This window comes from Micromonospora sp. AP08, assembly GCF_008085935.1.
In the GTDB taxonomy this organism is placed as follows: domain Bacteria; phylum Actinomycetota; class Actinomycetes; order Mycobacteriales; family Micromonosporaceae; genus Micromonospora; species Micromonospora chersina.
The window spans coordinates 573,190-591,935 of record NZ_VSEZ01000002.1; the positions used below are offsets into that span (position 1 = coordinate 573,190).

An 18,746-nucleotide genomic window follows, 5' to 3' on the forward strand; every position below is an offset into this window, starting at 1 on the left:
GGAGTCAGATCTGGAGCCACAGCGCCGGCACGTTCGGCGGTTCCCAGCCGGCGATCGCGGTGTGCGCCTGGCGGCAGCGGTAGGTCAGGCCGTTGTAGGTGACCGTGTCCCCCACCTGGTAGGCGCGTCCCGCGGTCCAGGTGCCGCCCGGGGCCGGCGAGCTGGTCGCGGTGGGCGTGGGCTTCGGGGTGGTCGGCGCCGGGGTCGGCGTCGGCGACGGAGTCGGGTTGCCGCCGCCCCCGCCGATCTGGAGGTCGACGCAGGAGTAGAAGGCGTTCGCGGTGTCGGCGATGTTCCAGACGGCGAGCAGCTTCTGCCGGCCGGAGAAGCCGCCCAGGTTGACGGTGTGCGACACGGTGGCGTCGGGCTGGCGGCCGCCGCCGTCGACGACCGCGACGCGGGTGTTGCCGATCCAGTACTCCCAGTTGGACGTGGCGTGCCGGGCGGTGTTGACCCAGGTGAACGTCACCGAGCTGCCGACCGAGGTGGCCGGCCAGCCGCGGCTGTCGTCGTTGAGCACGGCGAACTGGGCGATGCCCGCGTGGCAGCTCTTCAGGCCCTTGGGGCCCTCGACGCTCTGCGGCTCGTACTTGATCTGGCCGCAGTCGGGCACCCGGTTCTGCGCGCAGAGCGCCTGGCGGCTGGGGGGCGAGGACACGTAGCCGTGGGCCTGGGCGGGGGCGGCGACCGCCAGGGTGGCGGTGACGGCACCCGTGGTGAGCAGCGGCAGGGTGATTCTTCGACGCATGTCGGCAACTCCTTCGGGGCGGTGGGAGATGCCAATGAACATAAATTAAACCTTGTTAACAGTAAAGACTCCCGTCTATAAATTAAGCCGCGTAGGCCGGGTCCTCCTTGAGCACGTCCGGGCCGGCGTGGGATTCTGGTGCGTCGATGGCTCGCGCGGGGCCGATCGCCGTCGCTCCGGGCACCCGGACACCTCTCCGGGAGGGCGACGCGGACAGACGATCGCCCGACCCTGAAGGAACCCCGCATGAGCAGAACCCCCTCCACCGCGCGCCGGCTCACCGCGTACGCGGCCGTCCTGCTGCTCGCCGCCGCGGCACCGGCTGCCCTCGACCCGCCCGCCGCCGGCGCGGCGGCCGACCCGGTGACGGTGACCGTGAACGCCCGCGCCGGGCTGGCCACCGTGCCGGACACCGCGCTCGGCGTCAACCACGCCATCTGGGACCAGCACCTGGGCACCACCGAGACGTCGGACCTGCTCCGTGCGGCCGGCGTGAAGATGCTGCGCTACCCGGGCGGCTCGTACGCCGACATCTACCACTGGCGTACCCACACCGCGCCCGGCGGGTACGTCGCCCCGAACACCGACTTCGACACCTTCATGGCGGCGGCCCGGCGGGTGGGCGCCCAGCCGATGATCATCGCCAACTACGGCACCGGAACGCCGGCCGAGGCCGCCGAGTGGGTGCGGTACGCCAACGTCACCAAGGGCTACTCCGCGAAGTGGTGGACGGTCGGCAACGAGAACTACGGCAACGGCCACTACGGCTCGGCCTGGGAGGCCGACGACCACCCGGACAAGAGCGCCACCCAGTACGCCCGCCTGGTCGTCGAGTACGCCGACGCCATGAAGGCGGTCGACCCGAGCATCAAGGTCGGCGCGGTGCTGACCATGCCGGCGAACTGGCCGGACGGGCTGACCGCCGGCACCGACCCCGGCCCCTGGAACCAGACGGTGCTCTCCCTCGCCGGCCCGAAGATCGACTTCGTGGACGTGCACTGGTACCCGGGTGGCACCGCCCCCGAGTCCCTGGCCCGGACCGCCCACCTCCCCGACGCCGCCTGGCTGCTGCGCCAGCAGATCGCCCGCCACGCCGGCCCGGACGCCGCCCGGATCGGGATCAGCTTCACCGAGCTGAACGTCGGCGCCGGCCAGAACACCCAGCCGGGCGCGCTGTTCCTGGCCGACGCCTACAGCGGACTGCTGGAGCAGGGCGTCTTCACCGTGCAGTGGTGGAACGTGCACAACGGGATCGGCACGGTCTCGGAGGTCGCCGGGCAGACCGACTACGGCGACTTCGGGATGCTGTCCAGCGGCGGGTGCACGGCCGACGGGTCGGTCTGCGAGCCGCCGTTCAACACGCGGTTCGCGCCGTACCACGGGCTGTCCATGATGAACCTCTTCGCCCGGGCGGGTGACCAGTTCGTCCGCGCCGGCACCGACCAGCCCCTGGTCACCGCCCACGCGGCCCGCCGGCCCGACGGCAGCCTGGCGGTCCTGCTGCTGAACAAGGACCCGGACACCGCCCACCCGGCGGCGATCGACTACGCCGGCTTCACCCCGGCGGACGAGGCGCCGACCGTGCACACGCTGGCCAACGGCGCGAGCGGGGTGGCCACCGGCCGTTCCGGCAGCGCGACCGCCCGGACGCTGCCCCCGTACTCGCTGACCACGCTCGTGCTGCGCCCCGCCGGCGCGGCCGACGGCCGGCCCGGGGCGCCCGGCCGGCCCACCGCGGGCACGGTGACCGACCGGACGGCGACCCTCTCCTGGCCGCCGGCCGCGCCGGGCGGCGCGCCGATCGCCAAGTACGAGGTGTACCGGCAGCAGGGTGCGGTCAGTGAGCAGCTCGGCGAGACGGCGGGCAGCTCACTCACGGTCGGCAACCTCGACCCGGGCACCCGGTACACGGTGAACGTGCTCGCCCGGGACACCGCGGGCCGGGTCTCCTGGTCCTCCCCGCCGCTCACCTTCGCCACCGGCAGCCCGGCGGCCAGCACCTGCGCGGTCCGGTTCGGCAAGGACACCGACTGGGGCAACGGCTACGTGGCGACCGTCGAGGTCGTGAACACGGGAGCGAGCGCGCTCGACGGCTGGACGCTCACCTGGACCTGGCCCACCGGCTGGCAGCAGGTGAGCAGCGGCTGGAGCGCCAACTGGTCGCAGGTGGGCACCGAGGTCAGGGTGACCAGCACCCCCGACAACCGCCGGCTCGCCGCCGGCGGCGGCAGCACCAGCGCCGGCTTCGTCGGCGCGTACAGCGGGCCGAACGTGCTGCCCGGCGCGTTCCGGCTCAACGGCACCGTGTGCACCACGCGGTGAGCCGGGCGGCGGTCACCCCCGACGCGGTGGCCTGAGCCGGGCGTCGGCCGCCGACGGGGTCCGCGGGCTCCGTCGGCGGGCCGCGCCGCCCGGGCGGCGCGGGGCCGGAACCACGTGCGGGCGCAGCCGCGCGGCGGGCACCGGCCCCGCCGGTGGCCGGCGTGGCGCGTCCGGCCGGGGCAGCGCCGCCAGGATCAGCCCGAGGAGCGTCACGGCGACCACCCCGTCGAGCCAGTAGTGGTTGCCCGTGCCGACCACCACCAGCAGGGTGAGCACCGGGTGTGCCAGCCACAGCCACCGCCACCGGCCGGCGGTGACCGCCACGAGCGCGACGGCCACGGCCACGGCCCAGCCGACGTGCAGGGAGGGCATCGCGGCGTACTGGTTGCTCAGCGTGTCGGCCTCGGGCGGGCCGTAGACGGCGGGGCCGTACCGGCGGCCGGTGTCCACGAGGCCGGTGAGCGCGGTCATCCGGGGCGGGGCGAGCGGGACGAGGACGTGCAGGGCCAGCGCCGAGGCCGTGAGCGCGGCGAGCGCCCGCCGCGTCCAGCGGTAGTGCGCGGGATGGTGGAGGTAGAGCCACACCAGGCACAGCGCGGTGGCCGGGAAGTGCACGTACGCGTAGTAGCAGTTGGCCAGCCGGACCGGCAGCTCGTGGACGAGCAGCGGCGCCTGCACCGCCGCCTCGTCCGGCAGGTGCAGGAGGCGCTCGAACCACCAGATCCGCTCCCCGTTCACCTGCGCGTCGGCGGACCGCCCGGCCACCGCCAGACGGCCCGCCTTGTACGCGAGGAAGAGCACGGCGACGAGGGTCAGCTCGCGGAGCGCACGGCGTACCGCCCCGGCCGGCCGCGCCTCGACCGGCCGCGCTTCGACCGGCCCCGGTTCGACCGGCCGCGCGTCGACGGCCACCGGTGGGGGCGGCGCGGGCTGCGTGGTGTCCACAGCGCCTCGATTCGGTCACGGCCGGCGTACGCCGGCCCGGGTGGGGCACGGACCAGGGCCGCCGCCGGAACCGGCGATGGCCCTGGGACGACGGGGCGTCAGCGGCGGGCGCGTTCGCCCGGGCCCGTGACGTCCACGGCCACCTCGTCGAAGGCGGGCGCCCCGTCGACCGCGTCGGCCGCGACGGCGACCGAGCGGGCGGTGTCGGGCAGGTCCAGGCTGGACCGCAGGGTGACCGGCTTGAGCAACAGCGCGGCCAGGATCCCGACGACCGCGATTGCGGCGGAGATCAGGAAGATGTGCCCGGTCGCGTCACCATACGCGGCCCGCACAATGTTCCGCACCGGCTCGGGAAGGGCGGCGAGGTTGAGCGTGCTGCCGCCGCTGCCGCCCGAGGTGGGGATCCCGGCCGCGGCCAGGTCGTGGGTGATCCGGTCGGTGACGCGGCGGGCGAGCACCGCGCCCAGCACCGACACGCCGATGGTGCCGCCGAGGGAACGGAAGAACGCCACCGTCGAGCTGGCCGCGCCGATGTCCTTGAGCGCCACGGTGTTCTGCACCGCGAGCACCAGGTTCTGCATGGTCATGCCGACGCCCACGCCGACCACGAACATGGCGGCCCCGACCAGGACCAGCGAGGTCTCGTGGTCGATGGTGCCGAGCAGGGCGAAGCCGGCGACCAGAATGACCGACCCGGCGACGATGTACGGCTTGATCTTCCCGCTGGCGGTGATCAGTCGGCCGGCGATGATCGACGAGAGCAGCACGCCGGCCATCATCGGGATGGTGAGCAGGCCGGCCTCGGTCGGGCTGTAGCCACGGCCGATCTGGAAGTACTGGCCGAGGAAGACCGCGCCGCCGAACATCGCCATGCCGACCGCGAGGCTGCCCAGGATGGCCAACGCGGTGGTGCGCTCACGGACGATCTCCAGCGGCACGACCGGCTCGGCGGCCCGCGACTCCACGAGGACGGCCAGGGCGAGCAGCAGCACCGAGCCGCCGACCATCGCGCCGGTCTGCCAGGACAGCCAGGCGAACGAGTCGTCGACGAACGAGATCCAGACCAGCAGCAGGCTGACGCCGGCGGCGATCAGGGTGGCGCCCAGGTAGTCGATCTTCACGTTGTCCCGCCGCGCGGTGGGCAGGTGCAGGGTGACCTGGAGCAGGATCAGCGCGACGACCGCGACCGGCACGCCGACGAAGAAGCACCAGCGCCAGCCGAGCCAGGAGGTGTCCACGATGAGGCCGCCGAGCAGCGGCCCGCCGACCGTGGCGAGCGCCATCACGCCGCCGAGGTAGCCGTTGTAGCGGCCGCGCTCCCGGGGCGGGATCATCGCCGCGATGGCGACCTGGACCAGCGCCTGGAGGCCGCCGACGCCGATGCCCTGGAAGGCACGGGCGGCGATGAGCTGGCCCGCGGAGTGCGCGAAGCCGGCCGCGACCGAGCCGGCCAGGAAGACCACGATGGCCACCTGGATCAGCAGCTTCTTGTTGAACAGGTCGGCGAGCTTGCCCCAGATCGGGGTGGTCGCCGTGGCGGTGAGCAGGGTGGCGGTGACCACCCAGGTGTACTGGGTCTGCGAGCCGTTGAGGGCTCCGATGATCTTCGGTAGGGCGGTCGAGACCACCGTGCCGCTCAGCATGGCCACGAAGAGCACCAGCAGCAGGCCGCTGAGAGCTTCCAGCGTCTGCCGCCGGTTCATGGGCGCGGCGTCCGCCGTCGCGGTGGGTGCGCTCATCGCGCGTCCTCCAGGTTGTCGTGTCGGGTGAGGGCGACCTCGAGGTCGCGGGTGAGGCGCGCGAGCGCGGCGGACAGGGCCGCCACCTCGCCGGGGGTCCAGTCGGCGAGCGCCCGGGCGAGCACCCCGGCGTACCAGTCGTAGGCCTCGGTCAGGGCGGCCCGGCCGGCCGGGGTGACGGTCAGGTGGCTGGCCCGCCGGTCCTCCGGGTCGGTGCGCCGGTCCACCAGGCCGTCGGCGACGAGGGCGGCGACCGCCCGGCTGACCGTCGAGGGGTCGAGCCGGCCCCGTTCGGCCAGGTCCCGGGCGTGGCAGCCGGTGTCGGCACCCCGGTCGATGTGCCGGAGCAGGCCCACGAGGCCGGGCGGCACGGCCGGCCGGTCGTCCGCGCGCCGCTGCTTGAGCAGCCGCACGCCGGTCAGCAGATCCTGCAACCGCGTGACGAGCTCCTGGCTGGTGGCGTCCACTCTTCCCCTCCCCTGCCTTGGTTGCCTCAAGCAATCATTCGCGAATCTTGCGCAGTAGGCAAGTTTGCTCATTGAGAAACGGATCACGTACGCTGGCAGCCATGGAGGAGGCCACCGGGCTGCGGGAGCGGAAGAAGGCGGCGACCCGCCTCGCCCTGCACGAGGCGGCCCTGCGCCTCGCCGCCGAGCAGGGGCCGGACCGGGTCACCATCGAGGCGATCGCCGACGCCGCCAACGTGTCCCGGCGCACGTTCTCCAACTACTTCTCCAGCAAGGAGGAGGCGCTCTTCCACGGCGACACCATGCGGCTGCGCCGCCTGCTGGACCTGATCGCCGAGCAACCCGCCGACCTGACCCCGTGGGCGGCGCTGAGCCGGGCGGCGCTGCGCCAGGCCGACGAGATGTACGGCGAGACCGCCGAGTCCTGGCTCGCCCGGCGCCGCCGGTTGCACGGCAACCCGGGCCTGGTGGCGCACCAGGTGGCCGCGTACACGGCGATCGAGCGGGAGCTGGCCGGGGAGATCGGCCGCCGGCTCACCGGCGCCGACGCGGCGTTGCGCGCCCGGATCCTCGCCGCGACCTTCCTGGCGACGCTGCGGGTCGCCGTCCAGCAGTGGATCGAGGCGCCGGACCAGCCGCTCACCGGCACGCTCCGGACCGCGCTCGCCCACGCCACCCCGGCGGCCGGCTGACTGTCGGAGGGTGGCGCTAGCGTCCTCGGTGTGGTCACCGTCGACGAGGTCCGCGCCCTGGCCCGCACGCTCCCCCGCACCACCGAGCACCTGATCCACGACCGGATCAAGTTCCGGGTGGGCGCGATCGTCTACGTCGCGTTCAGCCGCGACGAGCAGACCATGGGCTTCGGCTACCCCAAGGAGCAGCGCGACGGGCTGATCGCCGCCGAGCCGGCCCTGTTCTTCCTCCCCCGCCCCTCCGACCTGCGGTTCAACTGGGTCTGCTGCCACCTGGAGCGGCTCGACCACGACCAGATGACCGAGCTGGTCGGCGAGGCGTGGCGGATGGTGGTGCCGAAGTTCCTGGCCCGCCAGCGGCTGGGTGAACCCGGGCCGCCAGGGCTTCGGTGAGAGCGGTACCACGCCGTACGGTCCCGGCATGAGCGGCACCACGACATCCACGGCGGCCGTGCGGCCGTACCGGCCCGCCGACCACGACGCGGTCTACGACATCTGCGTCCGCACCGCCGACGCCGGCGGCGACGCCCGCGGGAGGTACGCCTCCGACGACCTCATGCCCGACCTCTTCGCCGGCCCCTACGTGCACCTCGAACCGGATCTGGCGTTCGTGCTGGCCGACGGCGGCCGGGTGGTCGGCTACGTGGTGGGCACCGCCGACACCCCCGCCTTCGTCCGCGCCTACCGGCGCGTCTGGATCCCCCGGCTGGCACACCGCTACCCCGAGCCGTCCGGCGACCCACGCACCCCCGACGAGGAGATGATCGCCCTGCACCACCACCCCGAGCGGATGCTGGTGCCGGAGCTGGCCGCCTACCCGGCCCACCTGCACATCGACCTGCTCCCCAGCCACCAGGGGCGCGGCCACGGCCGGCAGCTGCTGGAGAGGTTCCTGGCCGCCGCCGCCCGGGCCGGCGCGCCCGCGCTGCACGTCGGCATGGTCACCGCGAACGTCCGCGCCCGCGGCTTCTACGACCGGCTGGGCTTCCACGTGATCCCGGTGCCGGACCCGGGTCCGCTCACCTACCTGGGCCGGTCCACCACCTGACGAGGCCGGTCGGGATGCCGGTCGATTCCGCCCCGGGGGCCGACCCGCCGCTGACAGACTCGGTCGGTGGGCCGCGACGGGTGGGGCAAGGGGCTGGGGCCCGCCGTACCGGTCGCGCCGGCCGCCCGGGTGGACAAGTTCGAGGTCTTCTTCGACCTCGTCTTCGTGGTGTCGTTCTTCATCATCACCCGGGCCACCGCCGCGAACGTGACCCCGCGGGAACTGCTGCACGCCATGCTCGTGCTCGCCGTGCTCTGGTGGTGCTGGGTGGTGCACAGCGCGGTGGCCACCCGGCTCCGGCTGGGCGAGGGCTTCGTGCCGGCGCTCATGGTGATCGGCATGGTGGCGCTCTTCACCTTCGCGCTGGCGCTGCCGCAGACCTTCGGCACCCTCAAGGAGGGCACTGCCGGGCCGATCCTGGTCACCGTCAGCTACATGGTGATCCGCGCCGTGCACATCTCGCTGTACGCGTACGCCACCCGGGACGACCCGCCGGCCCGGCGCACGCTCTGGAAGTTCATCCCCGAGGTGCTGGTCACGACCTGCCTCCTGCTGGTCGCGGCGGTGCTCCCGCCCCAGATCGATGACCCCGACCTCGGGCTCTGGCTGCGCGACGGGCTCTGGATCGCCGTCGTGATCATCCAGTACGCCAGCGGCCTGCTGGCCGGCACCGACGGCTGGCAGATCACCTCCGCGGAGCACTGGACCGAGCGCTACGACCTCATCCTGATCATCGCGCTGGGCGAGTCGGTCATCTCCGTCGGCGTCGGCGGCAACCTGATCGGCAAGCCGGTGACCTGGCCGGCCATCCCAGCGGCGATCTTCGGCATCCTGTTCACGGCGGCACTCTGGTGGGTGCACTTCGACATGATCGGTCCGGCCGCCCGGATCGCGCTGCACGCCGCCGAGGGCCGCCCGCGGGTGGCGATGGCCCGAGACGCGTACGCCTATCTCTACCTGCCCATGATCGCCGGGGTGATCCTGTTCGCGCTCGGCGCGGAGGAGCTGGTCCGGACCATCACCGACCCGGCCGGCGGGGTGGCCGAGCGGGCCCACGGCCCGGCGGTGCCACTGCTCTTCGCCGGCGTGCTGCTCTATCTCGCCGCGGACATGGCGTTCCAGCTGCGCACCCTGCGGACCGTGTCGTGGACCCGGGTCGCCACCCTCGTGGCGCTCGCCGCCGTGCTGCCAGTCGGCCGGCACCTGCCGGCGCTCGCCGCGCTCGGGCTGCTCACCGCGATCTGCATCGCGCTCGTCGCGGCGGAGCTGGTGATGATGGCGGACGCCCGCACCGCGCTGCGCCGGGCCGTCTACGAGGAGAAGGCCAGCCACGAGGCCAGTGAGGCGGCGTTCCGGGCCCGCTGGCACAACGGCGGCCCGGAGCGGCCCGAGGAGTAGCCGCTCGCCCGTCCGACATGGGGAGACCGGCGACCCTTAGAGTCTCCGCGTGATCGAGATCGCCACCGAGGTCGACCTGTTCCACCCGCCGGCACGGATCTGGCGGGCGCTGACGGAACAGGAGCTGCTCGCCAAGTGGTTCGCCGGAAGCGAGTCGCTGGGTGAGCGGACGCTGCTGCGGACCTCGGGGCTGCCCGGGTACGACGCCGACACCGAGGTGGAGGTGGTCGAGCTGCGCGCGCCGGAACGGCTGGTGCTGCGCTGCCGCGAGGCGGATCGGAGCACCCGCCTGGCCTGCGACATCGTCGCCACCGGCCACAGTTCCCGGCTGTCCGTGCGGGAGGTGCTGGAGGAGGGCGACTGGGACGCCGATCGGCGCGCCGAGCAGCACCAGGCAGCGGTGACCGGCCGGCTCCCGGCGATCCTCGACTGGATCGCGTTCCAGCAGGTCGACCTGCGCCGCGCCGAGGGCGGGCTGACCGCCGAGTTGCCGGTGGTCGGGCTGCTCGGTGACGCACGCCGCCGGGGCGGTCGCCGCCGGGCGCTGCTCGTGGCCGCGGTGCTGGTGGTGCTCGGGGCGGCCGCCGGGGTCACGGTGTGGGCCACCCGGCCCGCGCCGACGGCGCCGGCCGCCCCGCCGCCGCCGGCGCCGCTCGTGGTGCCGTCGACGACCAGCGGGTCGCCGAAGGCGACGCCGTCGCGGGCCACGCCGTCGGCCACCCGCCGCAGCGTCGCACCGGACCCGACCCCGTCGGCCTCCCCCACCCGGACGCCGAGCCCGAGCCCGTCGCCGGCCGCTCCGCTGACCGCCAGCTACGAGACCGTCTCCGACCGGGTCTTCGGCTACCGGGGCCAGGTGGTGCTGAGCAATCCCGGTCCGGCGGCGCGGTCGGGCTGGACGGTGACCGTCACGCTCGGCGACGGCGCCACCGTCGGCACCGTCAACGGGGCCCAGGCGAAGCAGGACGGTGCGGTGGTCACCTTCACGGGCGCTGCCGTGCCGGCGGGCGGGTCGGCCACCATCCGGTTCGACGTGCGGGATCCCGACCTGACGGCCACGGGACCGGAGGGCTGCACGGTCGACGGTGCGGCCTGCGCCGGGCTGTGACCGGCGACGGGCCGCCGGGAGGCGTGTCCTCCCCGACGGCCCGCTGACCCGAGGGTCAGTTGCGGTTGATGGTGGAGGGACACCTCCTTCCGGGACGTGGAGAGGTGGTGTGGTGGGGGTGGACGGGGTCCCCGCCGCGCCGCGGGGACCCCGGGGCGGTCAGGTGGCGTACACCTCGAACTCGCCGAGCTGGCCGGCGGGCCAGCCGGTGTTGCCGGTGAAGGCCAGCCGCAGGTAGCGGCGGCCGGCGGACGGGAAGGTGACGGTGGCGGTGTTGCCGGTGGCCGGATCGAACGTGTAGCCGGCCGAGGGCTTCACCGTGGTCCAGGTCGAGCCGTCGGCGGAGCCGAGCACCGACAGCGTCTGGGTGCGGGTCTGCCACGCCGAGGACGGCGGCAGCTTCAGCACGACCCGGGACACCGGGTACGTCGCGCCGAGGTCCACGGTGAGCGACTGCGGGAAGGCGTTGTTGGCGCTCTCCCAGTAGCTGCCGGCGTTGCCGTCGACCGCGTTGGCCGCGCCGTACACGTCGGCGTGGCTGGTCTCGGTGACCGGCCGCCCGGCGGCCAGGTTGCCGGTCGGCGGCGGCGGGGTGGTGGTCGGGGGAGGCGTGGTGGTCGGCGGCGGCGTGGTGGTGCTGCCGCCGTACACCTCGAACTCGGCGGCCTGGCCGGCCGGCCAGCCGGTGTTGCCGGTGACGCTGAGCCGCAGGTGCCGCCGCTCCCCCGCCGTCAGCGGGATCGTCACGGTGTTGCCGGTGGCCGGGTCGAAGGTGTAGCCGGCCGACGCCTTCAGCGTGGTCCAGGTGGACCCGTCGGTGGAGCCGAGCACGGACAGCGTCTGGGTACGCCGCTCCCAGGCCGCCGGCAGCTTGACCACCACCCGGTCGACGGTGCGCGCCGACCCGAGGTCCACGGTCAGCGTCTGCGGGAACGCGTTGTTGGCGCTCTCCCAGTAGGTGCCGGCGTTGCCGTCCACGGCGTTCGCCGCCGCGTACGTCTGGGTGCTGCTCGATGCGGTGGCCGGTTGGCCTAGAGCGAGGTTGCCGCCGGACGGCGGCGGGGTGGTCGGGGTCGGGCTCGGCGTCGGGCTGGGCGTCGGGCCGGTCGGCGTCGGGGTGGGCGGGGTGGACGGGCCGTTGCCCCACTGCGGCTCGGGCCAGGGCCCGCAGTACGGGCTGGCCGAGTACCAGCCGGAGTTGCCGGCGCCCTGGGTGATCTGGAAGCCGCTGCCGACGCAGTTGTACATGGGGTTGGCCTGGGCGATGCCGCTGGCCCGGACGCCGGTGAAGCTGACCTGGCTGGGCGCCTGCACCTGGAGCGCGAAGGTGCCCGCGCCGTCGATGCGCACGTTGTTCAGGTTGATCCCGCTGGTCTGCCCCTCGATCCAGTGCAGCGCCGCGTAGGAGCTGTCCAGGATGTCGGTGTCGGTGACGTTGACGGTGGCGCCCTGGATCGGCTCGTTGAGCGCGGAGAACCAGAGCGCGCCGACGCCGAACCGCCAGTTGTAGTCGGAGTTGCCGTTGCGGATCAGGGTGTTGCGGGCGACGGTGATCGTGCCGGCGACGGCGGTCGGGCCGTTCACGCCGGGATAGCGGTTGGCCACGTGGATGCCGCCGCCGTTGGTGACCGAGTCGGCGGTGACGTTGTCGGTGATCCGGATGTCCCGGCCGCCGTAGGTGACCAGGTTGTTCGCCAGGATGGTGACGCCGACGGTGTTGAAGGTGAAGGCGTTGTTGACGTTCGGCACGCTCTGCGCCCACATGGCCAGGCCGTCGTCGCCGGTGTTGCGGACGAACGTGTTGGTCACCGTGGAGTTGGTGACACCCCAGTGGAAGTTCACCCCGTCGGCGGTCTGGTCGAGGATCCGGCTGTTGCGGATGGTGAAGCTGTCCATGGGGCCGTCCATCCAGGCGCCGACCTTGGTGTGCTGCAACCAGAGGTTGTCCACCACCGAGTTCGACATGGCCCCGCCCAGGGCGTTGACCTGGTCCTCGTCCACCCGCTCGCGGATGTCGCCGATGATGGCGAAGTCCCGCAGGGTGACGTTGCGGCTGGGCCCGCCGGCCTCGTGCGGCCGGATCTCGCCGCCGTAGCCGCCGCCGGGCACGTACTTGCCGTAGATGCCGGCGGCCCGCTTGCGGTCGGTGGGGTGCCGGCCGCCGAGCACCGAGTACCAGGGCCCGGCGCCGCGCAGGGTCACCCCGTCGACCACCACGTGGTCCCAGAGCGTGAAGGTGCCGGCGGGGATCCAGACCGCCTTCCCCTGGGCCCGGCCGGCGTCCACGGCGGCCTGGAACTTCGCCGTCGAGTCGGTGGCGCCCGTGGGGTCGGCGCCGAAGTCGGTGACCACGTCCAGCACGCCCGCGGGCTTGGCGATCTGGTCGCCGACCAGCTCGAAGTCGGCCAGGTCGATGGTGAACGTGGGTGACTGCGCGGTCGAGGACACCTGGAGGCGGATCTTCGTGCCGGCCGGGTACGTCGTGCCGAACAGGGTGCGGGTCTCCTCGTAGAAGTGGTGCGGGTTGGTGTCACCGGGGTTGTTGTTGAACGGGTAGCCGCCGTAGTACCAGCCGTACCGGGAGGTCACCGGGACCGACCTGACCAGGGCGCCGCCGGCACGCAGGTCGATGCTGGCGTCCCGGCCGGTGCCGGCGGCGCTGTCCGGCAGGCTGTACCGGAAGGTGACCGCGTTGGCCGGCGCCGTGAGGGTGAACTCGACGTACTCCCCGACGGCGTCGAGGGTGACCGCCTCCCGGCCGGACGCCTCCGACGGGAGGGTGCCGTAGCGCCGGTCGGGGCCGATCCGGGTGCCGGTATGGGCGGCCTTCTCCGCCTCCTGCTCGACGAAGGGCACGGTCGCGCCGCGGCCCGCGATGTCGAACGGGGACAGCCCGGCGGCCCGGGCCGGGGTGGCGGTGGTGGTGAGCGCCACGACGGTGACGGAGGTGGCGGCCAGCGCGGCGCCGGCGAGGGCGGCCAGCCCCGCGCGGAGCCGGCGGCGGCGCGGGTGGTGCGGGGTGGTGTGATCGGCCATGAGGGGTGCGCTCCCTTTCGTCGGATGGCCAGGTCCCCCGTGCGGTGCGGTGTTTCCGCTCCTCCTTCCTCCTCGGCGGCGCCGGCGGCCGGGACGGGCCGCCGACACCGGGGACGGGTCAGCGGGTCCGCAGCCAGACCGCGGTGTCCGGCGGCAGCCGGTCGTCGTCGAGCGGTCCGCTGGACAGCAACAGCCGCTCGTGCGCGGGCAGCGGCACGGCGGCCGCGGAGAGGTTGACCAGACAGATGAAGCCGGGATCGCGGGCGAAGGCGAGCACCTGGTCGGGGGCGGGCAGCCAGGTGAGCCCGCCGTCGCCGAGCGCGGCCTCGGCCCGGCGGATCGCGATGGCCGCCCGGTAGAGCTCCAGCATCGAGTGCGGGTCGCCGGTCTGGGCGCGGACCGTGCGGTCCTTCCAGTCGGCCGGCTGGGGCAGCCACGGCGCGGCCGCCGCGCCGTCGGGGCTGAACCCGAACGGCGGGGCGTCACCGGCCCAGGGCAGCGGCACCCGGCAGCCGTCCCGGCCGGGGTCGACCCGGCCGGACCGTTCCCACATCGGGTCCTGGCGCAGCTCGTACGGGATGTCCTCGACCTCCCAGAGCCCCAACTCCTCTCCCTGGTAGACGTACGCGGCGCCGGGCAGCGCCAGGGACAGCAGGGCGGCGGCCCGCGCCCGGCGGGTGCCGAGCTCCAGGTCGGTGGGGACGCCCTCACGTTTGGCGGCGAAGCTGAACCGGGTGTCCGCCCGGCCGTAGCGGGTGACGTGCCGGGTGACGTCGTGGTTGGACAGCACCCAGGTGGCGGGCGCGCCGACCGGCGCGTGCGCGCTCAGCGTCCCGTCGATGCTCTCGCGCAGCGCCGTGGCGTCCCAGGCGCAGCCCAGGAAGTCGAAGTTGAAGGCGGCGTGCAGCTCGTCCGGGCGCAGGTAGTTCGCGAACCGCTGCCGGTCCGGCAGCCACACCTCACCGATCAGGGCCCGGTCGCCCGGGTAGGAGTCAGCGACCCGCCGCCAGTCGCGGTAGATCTCGTGCACCCCGTCGAGGTCGCGGAAGGGGTGCGGCCGGTCCGGCAGGGCCTCGGGCAGTGTCCCGTCCTTGACCAGCAGCCCGGCCGAGTCGATCCGGATGCCGTCCACCCCGCGGTCGAACCAGAACCGCAGGATGTCCTCGAACTCGGCACGCACCCGGGGGTGGTCCCAGTTGAAGTCCGGCTGCTCGGGGGCGAACAGGTGCAGGTACCAGTCGCCGGGGGTGCCGTCCGGGTTGACGGTCCGGGTCCACGTGGGGCCGCCGAACTCGCCGACCCAGTCGGTGGGCCGCTGGTCGCCGCCGGGTCCGCGGCCGGGGCGGAACCAGAACAGCTCCCGCTCGGGCGCGTCCGGCCCGCCGGCGAGGGCCGCCCGGAACCAGGGGTGCTCGTCGGAGCAGTGGTTCGGCACCACGTCGACGATGGTGCGGATGCCCAGCGCGTGCGCCTCGCTGATCAGCGCCTCCGCCTCGGCGAGGGTGCCGAAGACCGGGTCGATGTCGCGGTAGTCGGCCACGTCGTAGCCGGCGTCGGCCATCGGTGAGGGGTACCAGGGGCTGAACCAGATCGCGTCGATGCCGAGCTCGGACAGGTAGGGCAGCCGGGACCGGATGCCGGCGATGTCGCCGACGCCGTCGCCACCGCCGTCGGCGAAGCTCCGCGGGTACACCTGGTAGATCACCGCTCCACGCCACCACGGACCGCTGTCTGGTGTGGACACGAGCACCTGCTTTCTGCGTCGGTACGTCGGCGGGTTCGCCGGACCTGGATGTTGGGGGTCGGGCGAACGGTCGTCGTTCGCCGCGGGAGGTGTCGCCGATGGTGTGCCGGTGCGGTCAGCCCTTGAGGCTTCCGGTGGTCAGGCCCGACATGATGTTCCGCTGGAAGATCAGGAAGATGACGACGGTCGGTATCGCGGCGATGACCGAGGCGGCGATCACCACGTTCATGGGTGTGCCACCGGAGAAGGCGTAGATGCCGACGCTGACCGTCCGGGTCTCGGGCGACGGCATGACCAGCTTCGGCCAGAGGAAGTCCTTCCAGACCGCCGTCACCGCGAAGATCGAGACCACGCCGAGGATGGGTCGCGACATCGGCAGGATGATCGACCAGAGGGTACGCAGCGGGGTGGCCCCGTCCACGAGGGCCGCCGCCATGAGGTCCGCCGGGATGGAGTCGAAGAACCGTTTCAGCAGGAAGATGTTGAACGCGTTCGCGACCAGCGGCAGCCAGATGGCGAACGGCGAGTCGAGCAGGTTGAGGTGCAGGATCGGCAGGTCGATCACGGTCACGTACTGCGGGACGATGAGGACCATCGCCGGGATCATGAGCGTGGCCAGCATCAGGCCGAGGATCGCGTTGCCGAACACGGGCCGCAGCTTCGACAGGGAGTACGCCGCCGCCGTGTCGAGGACCAGTTGGAACAGGACCGCGCCGGTCGCGTAGTAGAACGTGTTGAACAGCAGCTTGGCGAGGTTGAGGTTGGTCCAGGCGTCGACGTAGTTCTGCGGCTGGGGATTCTTCGGGAACAGCGACGGCGGGGTCTGCGCGATCTCCTGGCCGGACTTGAGCGCGCCGGTGACCATCCAGTAGAGCGGCCCGATGAAGACGAGCGTGAACCCCACCACGACGACGGCGAGCAGCGTCCAGTAGACGACCCTGCCGCGCCCGCGGGTGAGCTGGGCCTGGGAGATGAGGGTCCGGGTCCCGGAGTCCTGTGCCATTCCTGGTCCGTCCTAGTCCTGTTTCGCGGTCAGCCGCACGTAGACGGCGGAGAAGCCGGCCAGCACCACGAGCATGATCACGCCGAGCGCGGCGGCGCCGTTGAGGTCGTTCTGGAAGAAGCCGTGCTGATAGATGAGGTACGCCACCGAGGTCGCCGAGTCCCCAGTGCCCGCGCCGTTGGCGAGGATCAGCGGCTCGATGAAGAGCTGCATGGTGGCGACGATCTGGAGCATCGCCAGCAGCGCGAGGATCAGCCGGGTCTGCGGGATGGTCACGTGCCGGATCCGCCCCCAGATCCCGGCGCCGTCGAGTTCGGCCGCCTCGTACAGCTCGCCGGGGATGTTCTGCAACGCGGCCAGGTAGATCAGCACGGCGCTGCCCATGTTCATCCAGGTCGACGCCAGCACCATGGCGGGCATGGTCATCCCGGGTGACTGCATCCACTCCGACGTGGGCAGGTGCAGCGCCGTGAGGATCGCGTTGAACAGCCCCGCCTCGCTGGGGTCGTACGCGTAGAACTTGAAGAGGAACAGCGCCGAGGCCGGCGGCAGCATCACCGGCAGGTAGACCAGGATCCGCAGGTAGCCCTTGGCGTGGCGGAACTCGTTGAGCAGGATCGCCACGAAGAACGGCACCGCGTACCCGAGGACGAGCGCGAGGGCCGTGAAGTAGAACGTGTTCTGCCAGGCGGTCCAGAAGCTGGGGTCGTCGATGATGCGGGCGTAGTTGTCCCAGCCGACCCAGGTCGTCTCGCCCCGGCGGGTGCGCTGGAAGCTCATCACGATGCCGCGCACCATCGGGTACCAGGAGAAGACGGCGAAGCAGAGGACCGCCCCGATCAGGAACGCGTGCCCGGTGAGGTTGTCCCGCACCTTGCGGCCGAGGCCCGCACGCCGGCGCGGTGACGGGTACGGCGGCCCGGGGCGACCCGCCTGTCTCGCGGTACCCGGGACGGTGGTGATGGCCAAGGCGTCTCCTGCGGAAGGTCGGTGGCCGGACGGTGTGCGGGCGGAGGGTGGGGGCCGGGGGTGCCGGCCCCCACCCGCGCCGGGTCAGCTGCCGGCGGCCAGCAGCTGGTTGACCTTGTCCTCGGCCGTCTTGAGCAGCGCGTCGATGTTCGCGTTCGGGTTCGTGAGGACCCCGGACATCGCGGCGTCGAGCACCGCGTAGATGGCCTGCGCGTTGCGGGGCTCGCCCTTGATCGGCACCGGGTTCGCCTCGAAGACCGCGAAGTTCGCGGTGTCCACGTTCGCGTTGGCCTTACGCAGCTCCAGCTCCTGCTTCTGCGCGTCGCTGCCATTGGCGAACAGCAGCGGCTGGGGCAGACCCACCGGGTAGTTCTGCGGCTTGGCCCGGACGTAGTCGAACTGGCCCCTGCCCGGCGTCAACTTCTGGTAAGCGATCCACTTCAGACCGGCCTTCACCTGCTCGGGGGTGAGGCCCTTCTTGAAGAAGTAGCCCTCACCGCCACCGAGCGTCGCCTTCGCCGGGCCGTCCTGGCCGGGCAGCGGGCCCATGGCCCAGTCCTGGAACTTGCCCTGGAACTGGCTCACGATCGCCTGGGTGGCGTCCGGGGCGCCGATGAACATGCCGACCTTGCCCGCGCCGGCGTTGGTCAGCAGGTCGCCCCATTGGAGCAGCTGGCGGCTGCCCATGCTGTTGTCGCCGTACCGCATGTCCTTGAGGTTCTGGAGGACCTGCCTGCCCATGGCGTTGTTGAAGTCGGCCTTCTTGCCGTCCTCGCTGAGCACCTGGCCGCCCTGGGAGTAGAGCAGGGAGGTGAAGTGCCAGCCGCCGGTGTTGCCGGCGCTGTACTCCGAGTAGCCGGCGATGCCGTTGCCCAGCGCGGAGATCTTCTTGGCCGCCTCGCGGACCTCCGCCCACGTCTTGGGCGGGTTGTTCACGTCGAGGCCCGCCCGCTGGAACAGGACCTTGTTGTAGACCAGGCCCATCGAGTAGTTCTTCACCGGGACGGCGTAGAGCTTGCCGCCGTCGGTGAAGACCCTCTTGAGCGCCGGGTCGACACTGTCCCAGGTCGGGATCGTGTCCTTGGTGGCGTACTCCGTGATGTCCACGGCCTGACCGGAGTCGAGCACCTGCTGGAGATCGGTCATGTACCCGTAGAACACGTCGGTCACGGTGCCGCCGGCGAGGCGGGCCGTGAAGTCCGGCGGGTTGTTGCACTGCTCGCCGACGCTGACGCTCTTGATGACGATGTTCGGGTTCTGCCGCTGGAACTCGGCGACGTCGTCGTTCCAGTTCTTCAGCAGCTCTTTCTGAGAGCCGACCGGCTGGCAGTCGACGGTGATGGTGACCTTGCCGCTGGCGTCCTTCGCCGCGTCGTCGCTCTTCGTGGAGCAAGCCGCGAGGCTGAGCCCCAGGCCGGCCACGAGCGCTATCGCCGCAGCCTTCCGGTACTGCGGTACGGACATCTGTCCATCCCTTCGGGGAACGGGGGCATCCATGGCGTTCGCTTGATCTGCCGTGAACGTCAC

General features: G+C 72.5%; 15 protein-coding genes. 6 read left to right on the top strand and 9 right to left on the bottom strand.

What is annotated here, in order from left to right:
* Positions 1-4: 4 nt before the first annotated feature.
* Positions 5-748 (bottom strand): lytic polysaccharide monooxygenase, encoded by a 744-nt coding sequence (locus FXF50_RS05860; protein ID WP_148426166.1) that lies wholly within the window; start codon positions 746-748, stop codon positions 5-7.
* 246 nt (positions 749-994) lie between these two features.
* Here FXF50_RS05860 and FXF50_RS05865 point away from each other — a divergent pair, with 246 nt between their 5' ends.
* Positions 995-3,070 (top strand): cellulose binding domain-containing protein, encoded by a 2,076-nt coding sequence (locus FXF50_RS05865; RefSeq protein ID WP_148426167.1) that lies wholly within the window; start codon positions 995-997, stop codon positions 3,068-3,070.
* A 12-nt stretch (positions 3,071-3,082) separates the two neighbouring features.
* Here FXF50_RS05865 and FXF50_RS05870 read toward each other — a convergent pair whose 3' ends face one another.
* The 3 genes from FXF50_RS05870 to FXF50_RS05880 form a co-directional block, all read right to left on the bottom strand.
* Positions 3,083-4,015: a phosphatase PAP2 family protein gene (locus tag FXF50_RS05870; RefSeq protein WP_255509911.1), complete on the bottom strand. Its 933-nt coding sequence runs from the start codon at positions 4,013-4,015 to the stop codon at positions 3,083-3,085.
* Positions 4,016-4,113: 98 nt separating this feature from the next.
* The gene (locus tag FXF50_RS05875) at positions 4,114-5,754 is read right to left on the bottom strand and encodes an MDR family MFS transporter (RefSeq protein ID WP_148426168.1); all 1,641 of its coding nucleotides are present in this window, start codon (positions 5,752-5,754) and stop codon (positions 4,114-4,116) included.
* On the bottom strand, positions 5,751-6,221 hold the full coding sequence (locus FXF50_RS05880) for a MarR family winged helix-turn-helix transcriptional regulator (protein ID WP_222866006.1): 471 nt from the start codon (positions 6,219-6,221) through the stop codon (positions 5,751-5,753). Before FXF50_RS05880 ends, FXF50_RS05875 begins: the two co-directional genes overlap by 4 nt.
* 101 nt (positions 6,222-6,322) lie before the next feature.
* On the opposite strand from FXF50_RS05880, the gene FXF50_RS05885 reads away from it, so the two are divergent.
* The 5 genes from FXF50_RS05885 to FXF50_RS05905 all read left to right on the top strand — a co-directional run bounded on the left by FXF50_RS05885 (position 6,323) and on the right by FXF50_RS05905 (position 10,467).
* Entirely contained in the window at positions 6,323-6,913 is a 591-nt protein-coding gene (locus FXF50_RS05885; RefSeq protein WP_148426170.1) for a TetR/AcrR family transcriptional regulator, read from the top strand.
* Between the two features lie 30 nt (positions 6,914-6,943).
* Positions 6,944-7,306: an MmcQ/YjbR family DNA-binding protein gene (locus tag FXF50_RS05890; RefSeq protein ID WP_148426171.1), complete on the top strand. Its 363-nt coding sequence runs from the start codon at positions 6,944-6,946 to the stop codon at positions 7,304-7,306.
* Between the two features lie 28 nt (positions 7,307-7,334).
* Positions 7,335-7,961: an N-acetyltransferase gene (locus FXF50_RS05895; protein ID WP_148426172.1), complete on the top strand. Its 627-nt coding sequence runs from the start codon at positions 7,335-7,337 to the stop codon at positions 7,959-7,961.
* Between the two features lie 66 nt (positions 7,962-8,027).
* Positions 8,028-9,359 (top strand): low temperature requirement protein A, encoded by a 1,332-nt coding sequence (locus FXF50_RS05900; protein ID WP_148426173.1) that lies wholly within the window; start codon positions 8,028-8,030, stop codon positions 9,357-9,359.
* Positions 9,360-9,408: 49 nt separating this feature from the next.
* Positions 9,409-10,467, top strand: a complete 1,059-nt coding sequence (locus tag FXF50_RS05905; RefSeq protein ID WP_148426174.1) for an SRPBCC domain-containing protein — start codon at positions 9,409-9,411, stop codon at positions 10,465-10,467.
* A 159-nt stretch (positions 10,468-10,626) separates the two neighbouring features.
* On the opposite strand, the gene FXF50_RS05910 is transcribed toward FXF50_RS05905, so the two are convergent.
* The 5 genes from FXF50_RS05910 to FXF50_RS05930 form a co-directional block, all read right to left on the bottom strand.
* Positions 10,627-13,503, bottom strand: coding sequence for a discoidin domain-containing protein (locus FXF50_RS05910; RefSeq protein WP_148426175.1), 2,877 nt, complete (start codon positions 13,501-13,503; stop codon positions 10,627-10,629).
* Positions 13,504-13,621: 118 nt separating this feature from the next.
* On the bottom strand, positions 13,622-15,247 hold the full coding sequence (locus tag FXF50_RS05915; protein ID WP_148426176.1) for a glycoside hydrolase family 13 protein: 1,626 nt from the start codon (positions 15,245-15,247) through the stop codon (positions 13,622-13,624).
* Between the two features lie 115 nt (positions 15,248-15,362).
* The gene (locus tag FXF50_RS05920; RefSeq protein ID WP_148426177.1) at positions 15,363-16,250 is read right to left on the bottom strand and encodes a carbohydrate ABC transporter permease; all 888 of its coding nucleotides are present in this window, start codon (positions 16,248-16,250) and stop codon (positions 15,363-15,365) included.
* A 12-nt stretch (positions 16,251-16,262) separates the two neighbouring features.
* On the bottom strand, positions 16,263-17,219 hold the full coding sequence (locus FXF50_RS05925) for a carbohydrate ABC transporter permease (RefSeq protein WP_148426178.1): 957 nt from the start codon (positions 17,217-17,219) through the stop codon (positions 16,263-16,265).
* An 84-nt stretch (positions 17,220-17,303) separates the two neighbouring features.
* Positions 17,304-18,683: an ABC transporter substrate-binding protein gene (locus FXF50_RS05930; protein WP_148426179.1), complete on the bottom strand. Its 1,380-nt coding sequence runs from the start codon at positions 18,681-18,683 to the stop codon at positions 17,304-17,306.
* Between the last annotated feature and the right edge of the window lie 63 nt (positions 18,684-18,746).

Bases quoted from the DNA above. Each gene is read 5' to 3' on its own strand.
- FXF50_RS05860 (WP_148426166.1), bottom strand. From the start codon at position 748: ATGCGTCGAAGAATCACCCTGCCGCTGCTCACCACGGGTGCCGTCACC.
- FXF50_RS05865 (WP_148426167.1), top strand. From the start codon at position 995: ATGAGCAGAACCCCCTCCACCGCGCGCCGGCTCACCGCGTACGCGGCC.
- FXF50_RS05875 (WP_148426168.1), bottom strand. From the start codon at position 5,754: ATGAGCGCACCCACCGCGACGGCGGACGCCGCGCCCATGAACCGGCGG.
- FXF50_RS05885 (WP_148426170.1), top strand. From the start codon at position 6,323: ATGGAGGAGGCCACCGGGCTGCGGGAGCGGAAGAAGGCGGCGACCCGC.
- FXF50_RS05895 (WP_148426172.1), top strand. From the start codon at position 7,335: ATGAGCGGCACCACGACATCCACGGCGGCCGTGCGGCCGTACCGGCCC.
- FXF50_RS05910 (WP_148426175.1), bottom strand. From the start codon at position 13,503: ATGGCCGATCACACCACCCCGCACCACCCGCGCCGCCGCCGGCTCCGC.
- FXF50_RS05920 (WP_148426177.1), bottom strand. From the start codon at position 16,250: ATGGCACAGGACTCCGGGACCCGGACCCTCATCTCCCAGGCCCAGCTC.
- FXF50_RS05930 (WP_148426179.1), bottom strand. From the start codon at position 18,683: ATGTCCGTACCGCAGTACCGGAAGGCTGCGGCGATAGCGCTCGTGGCC.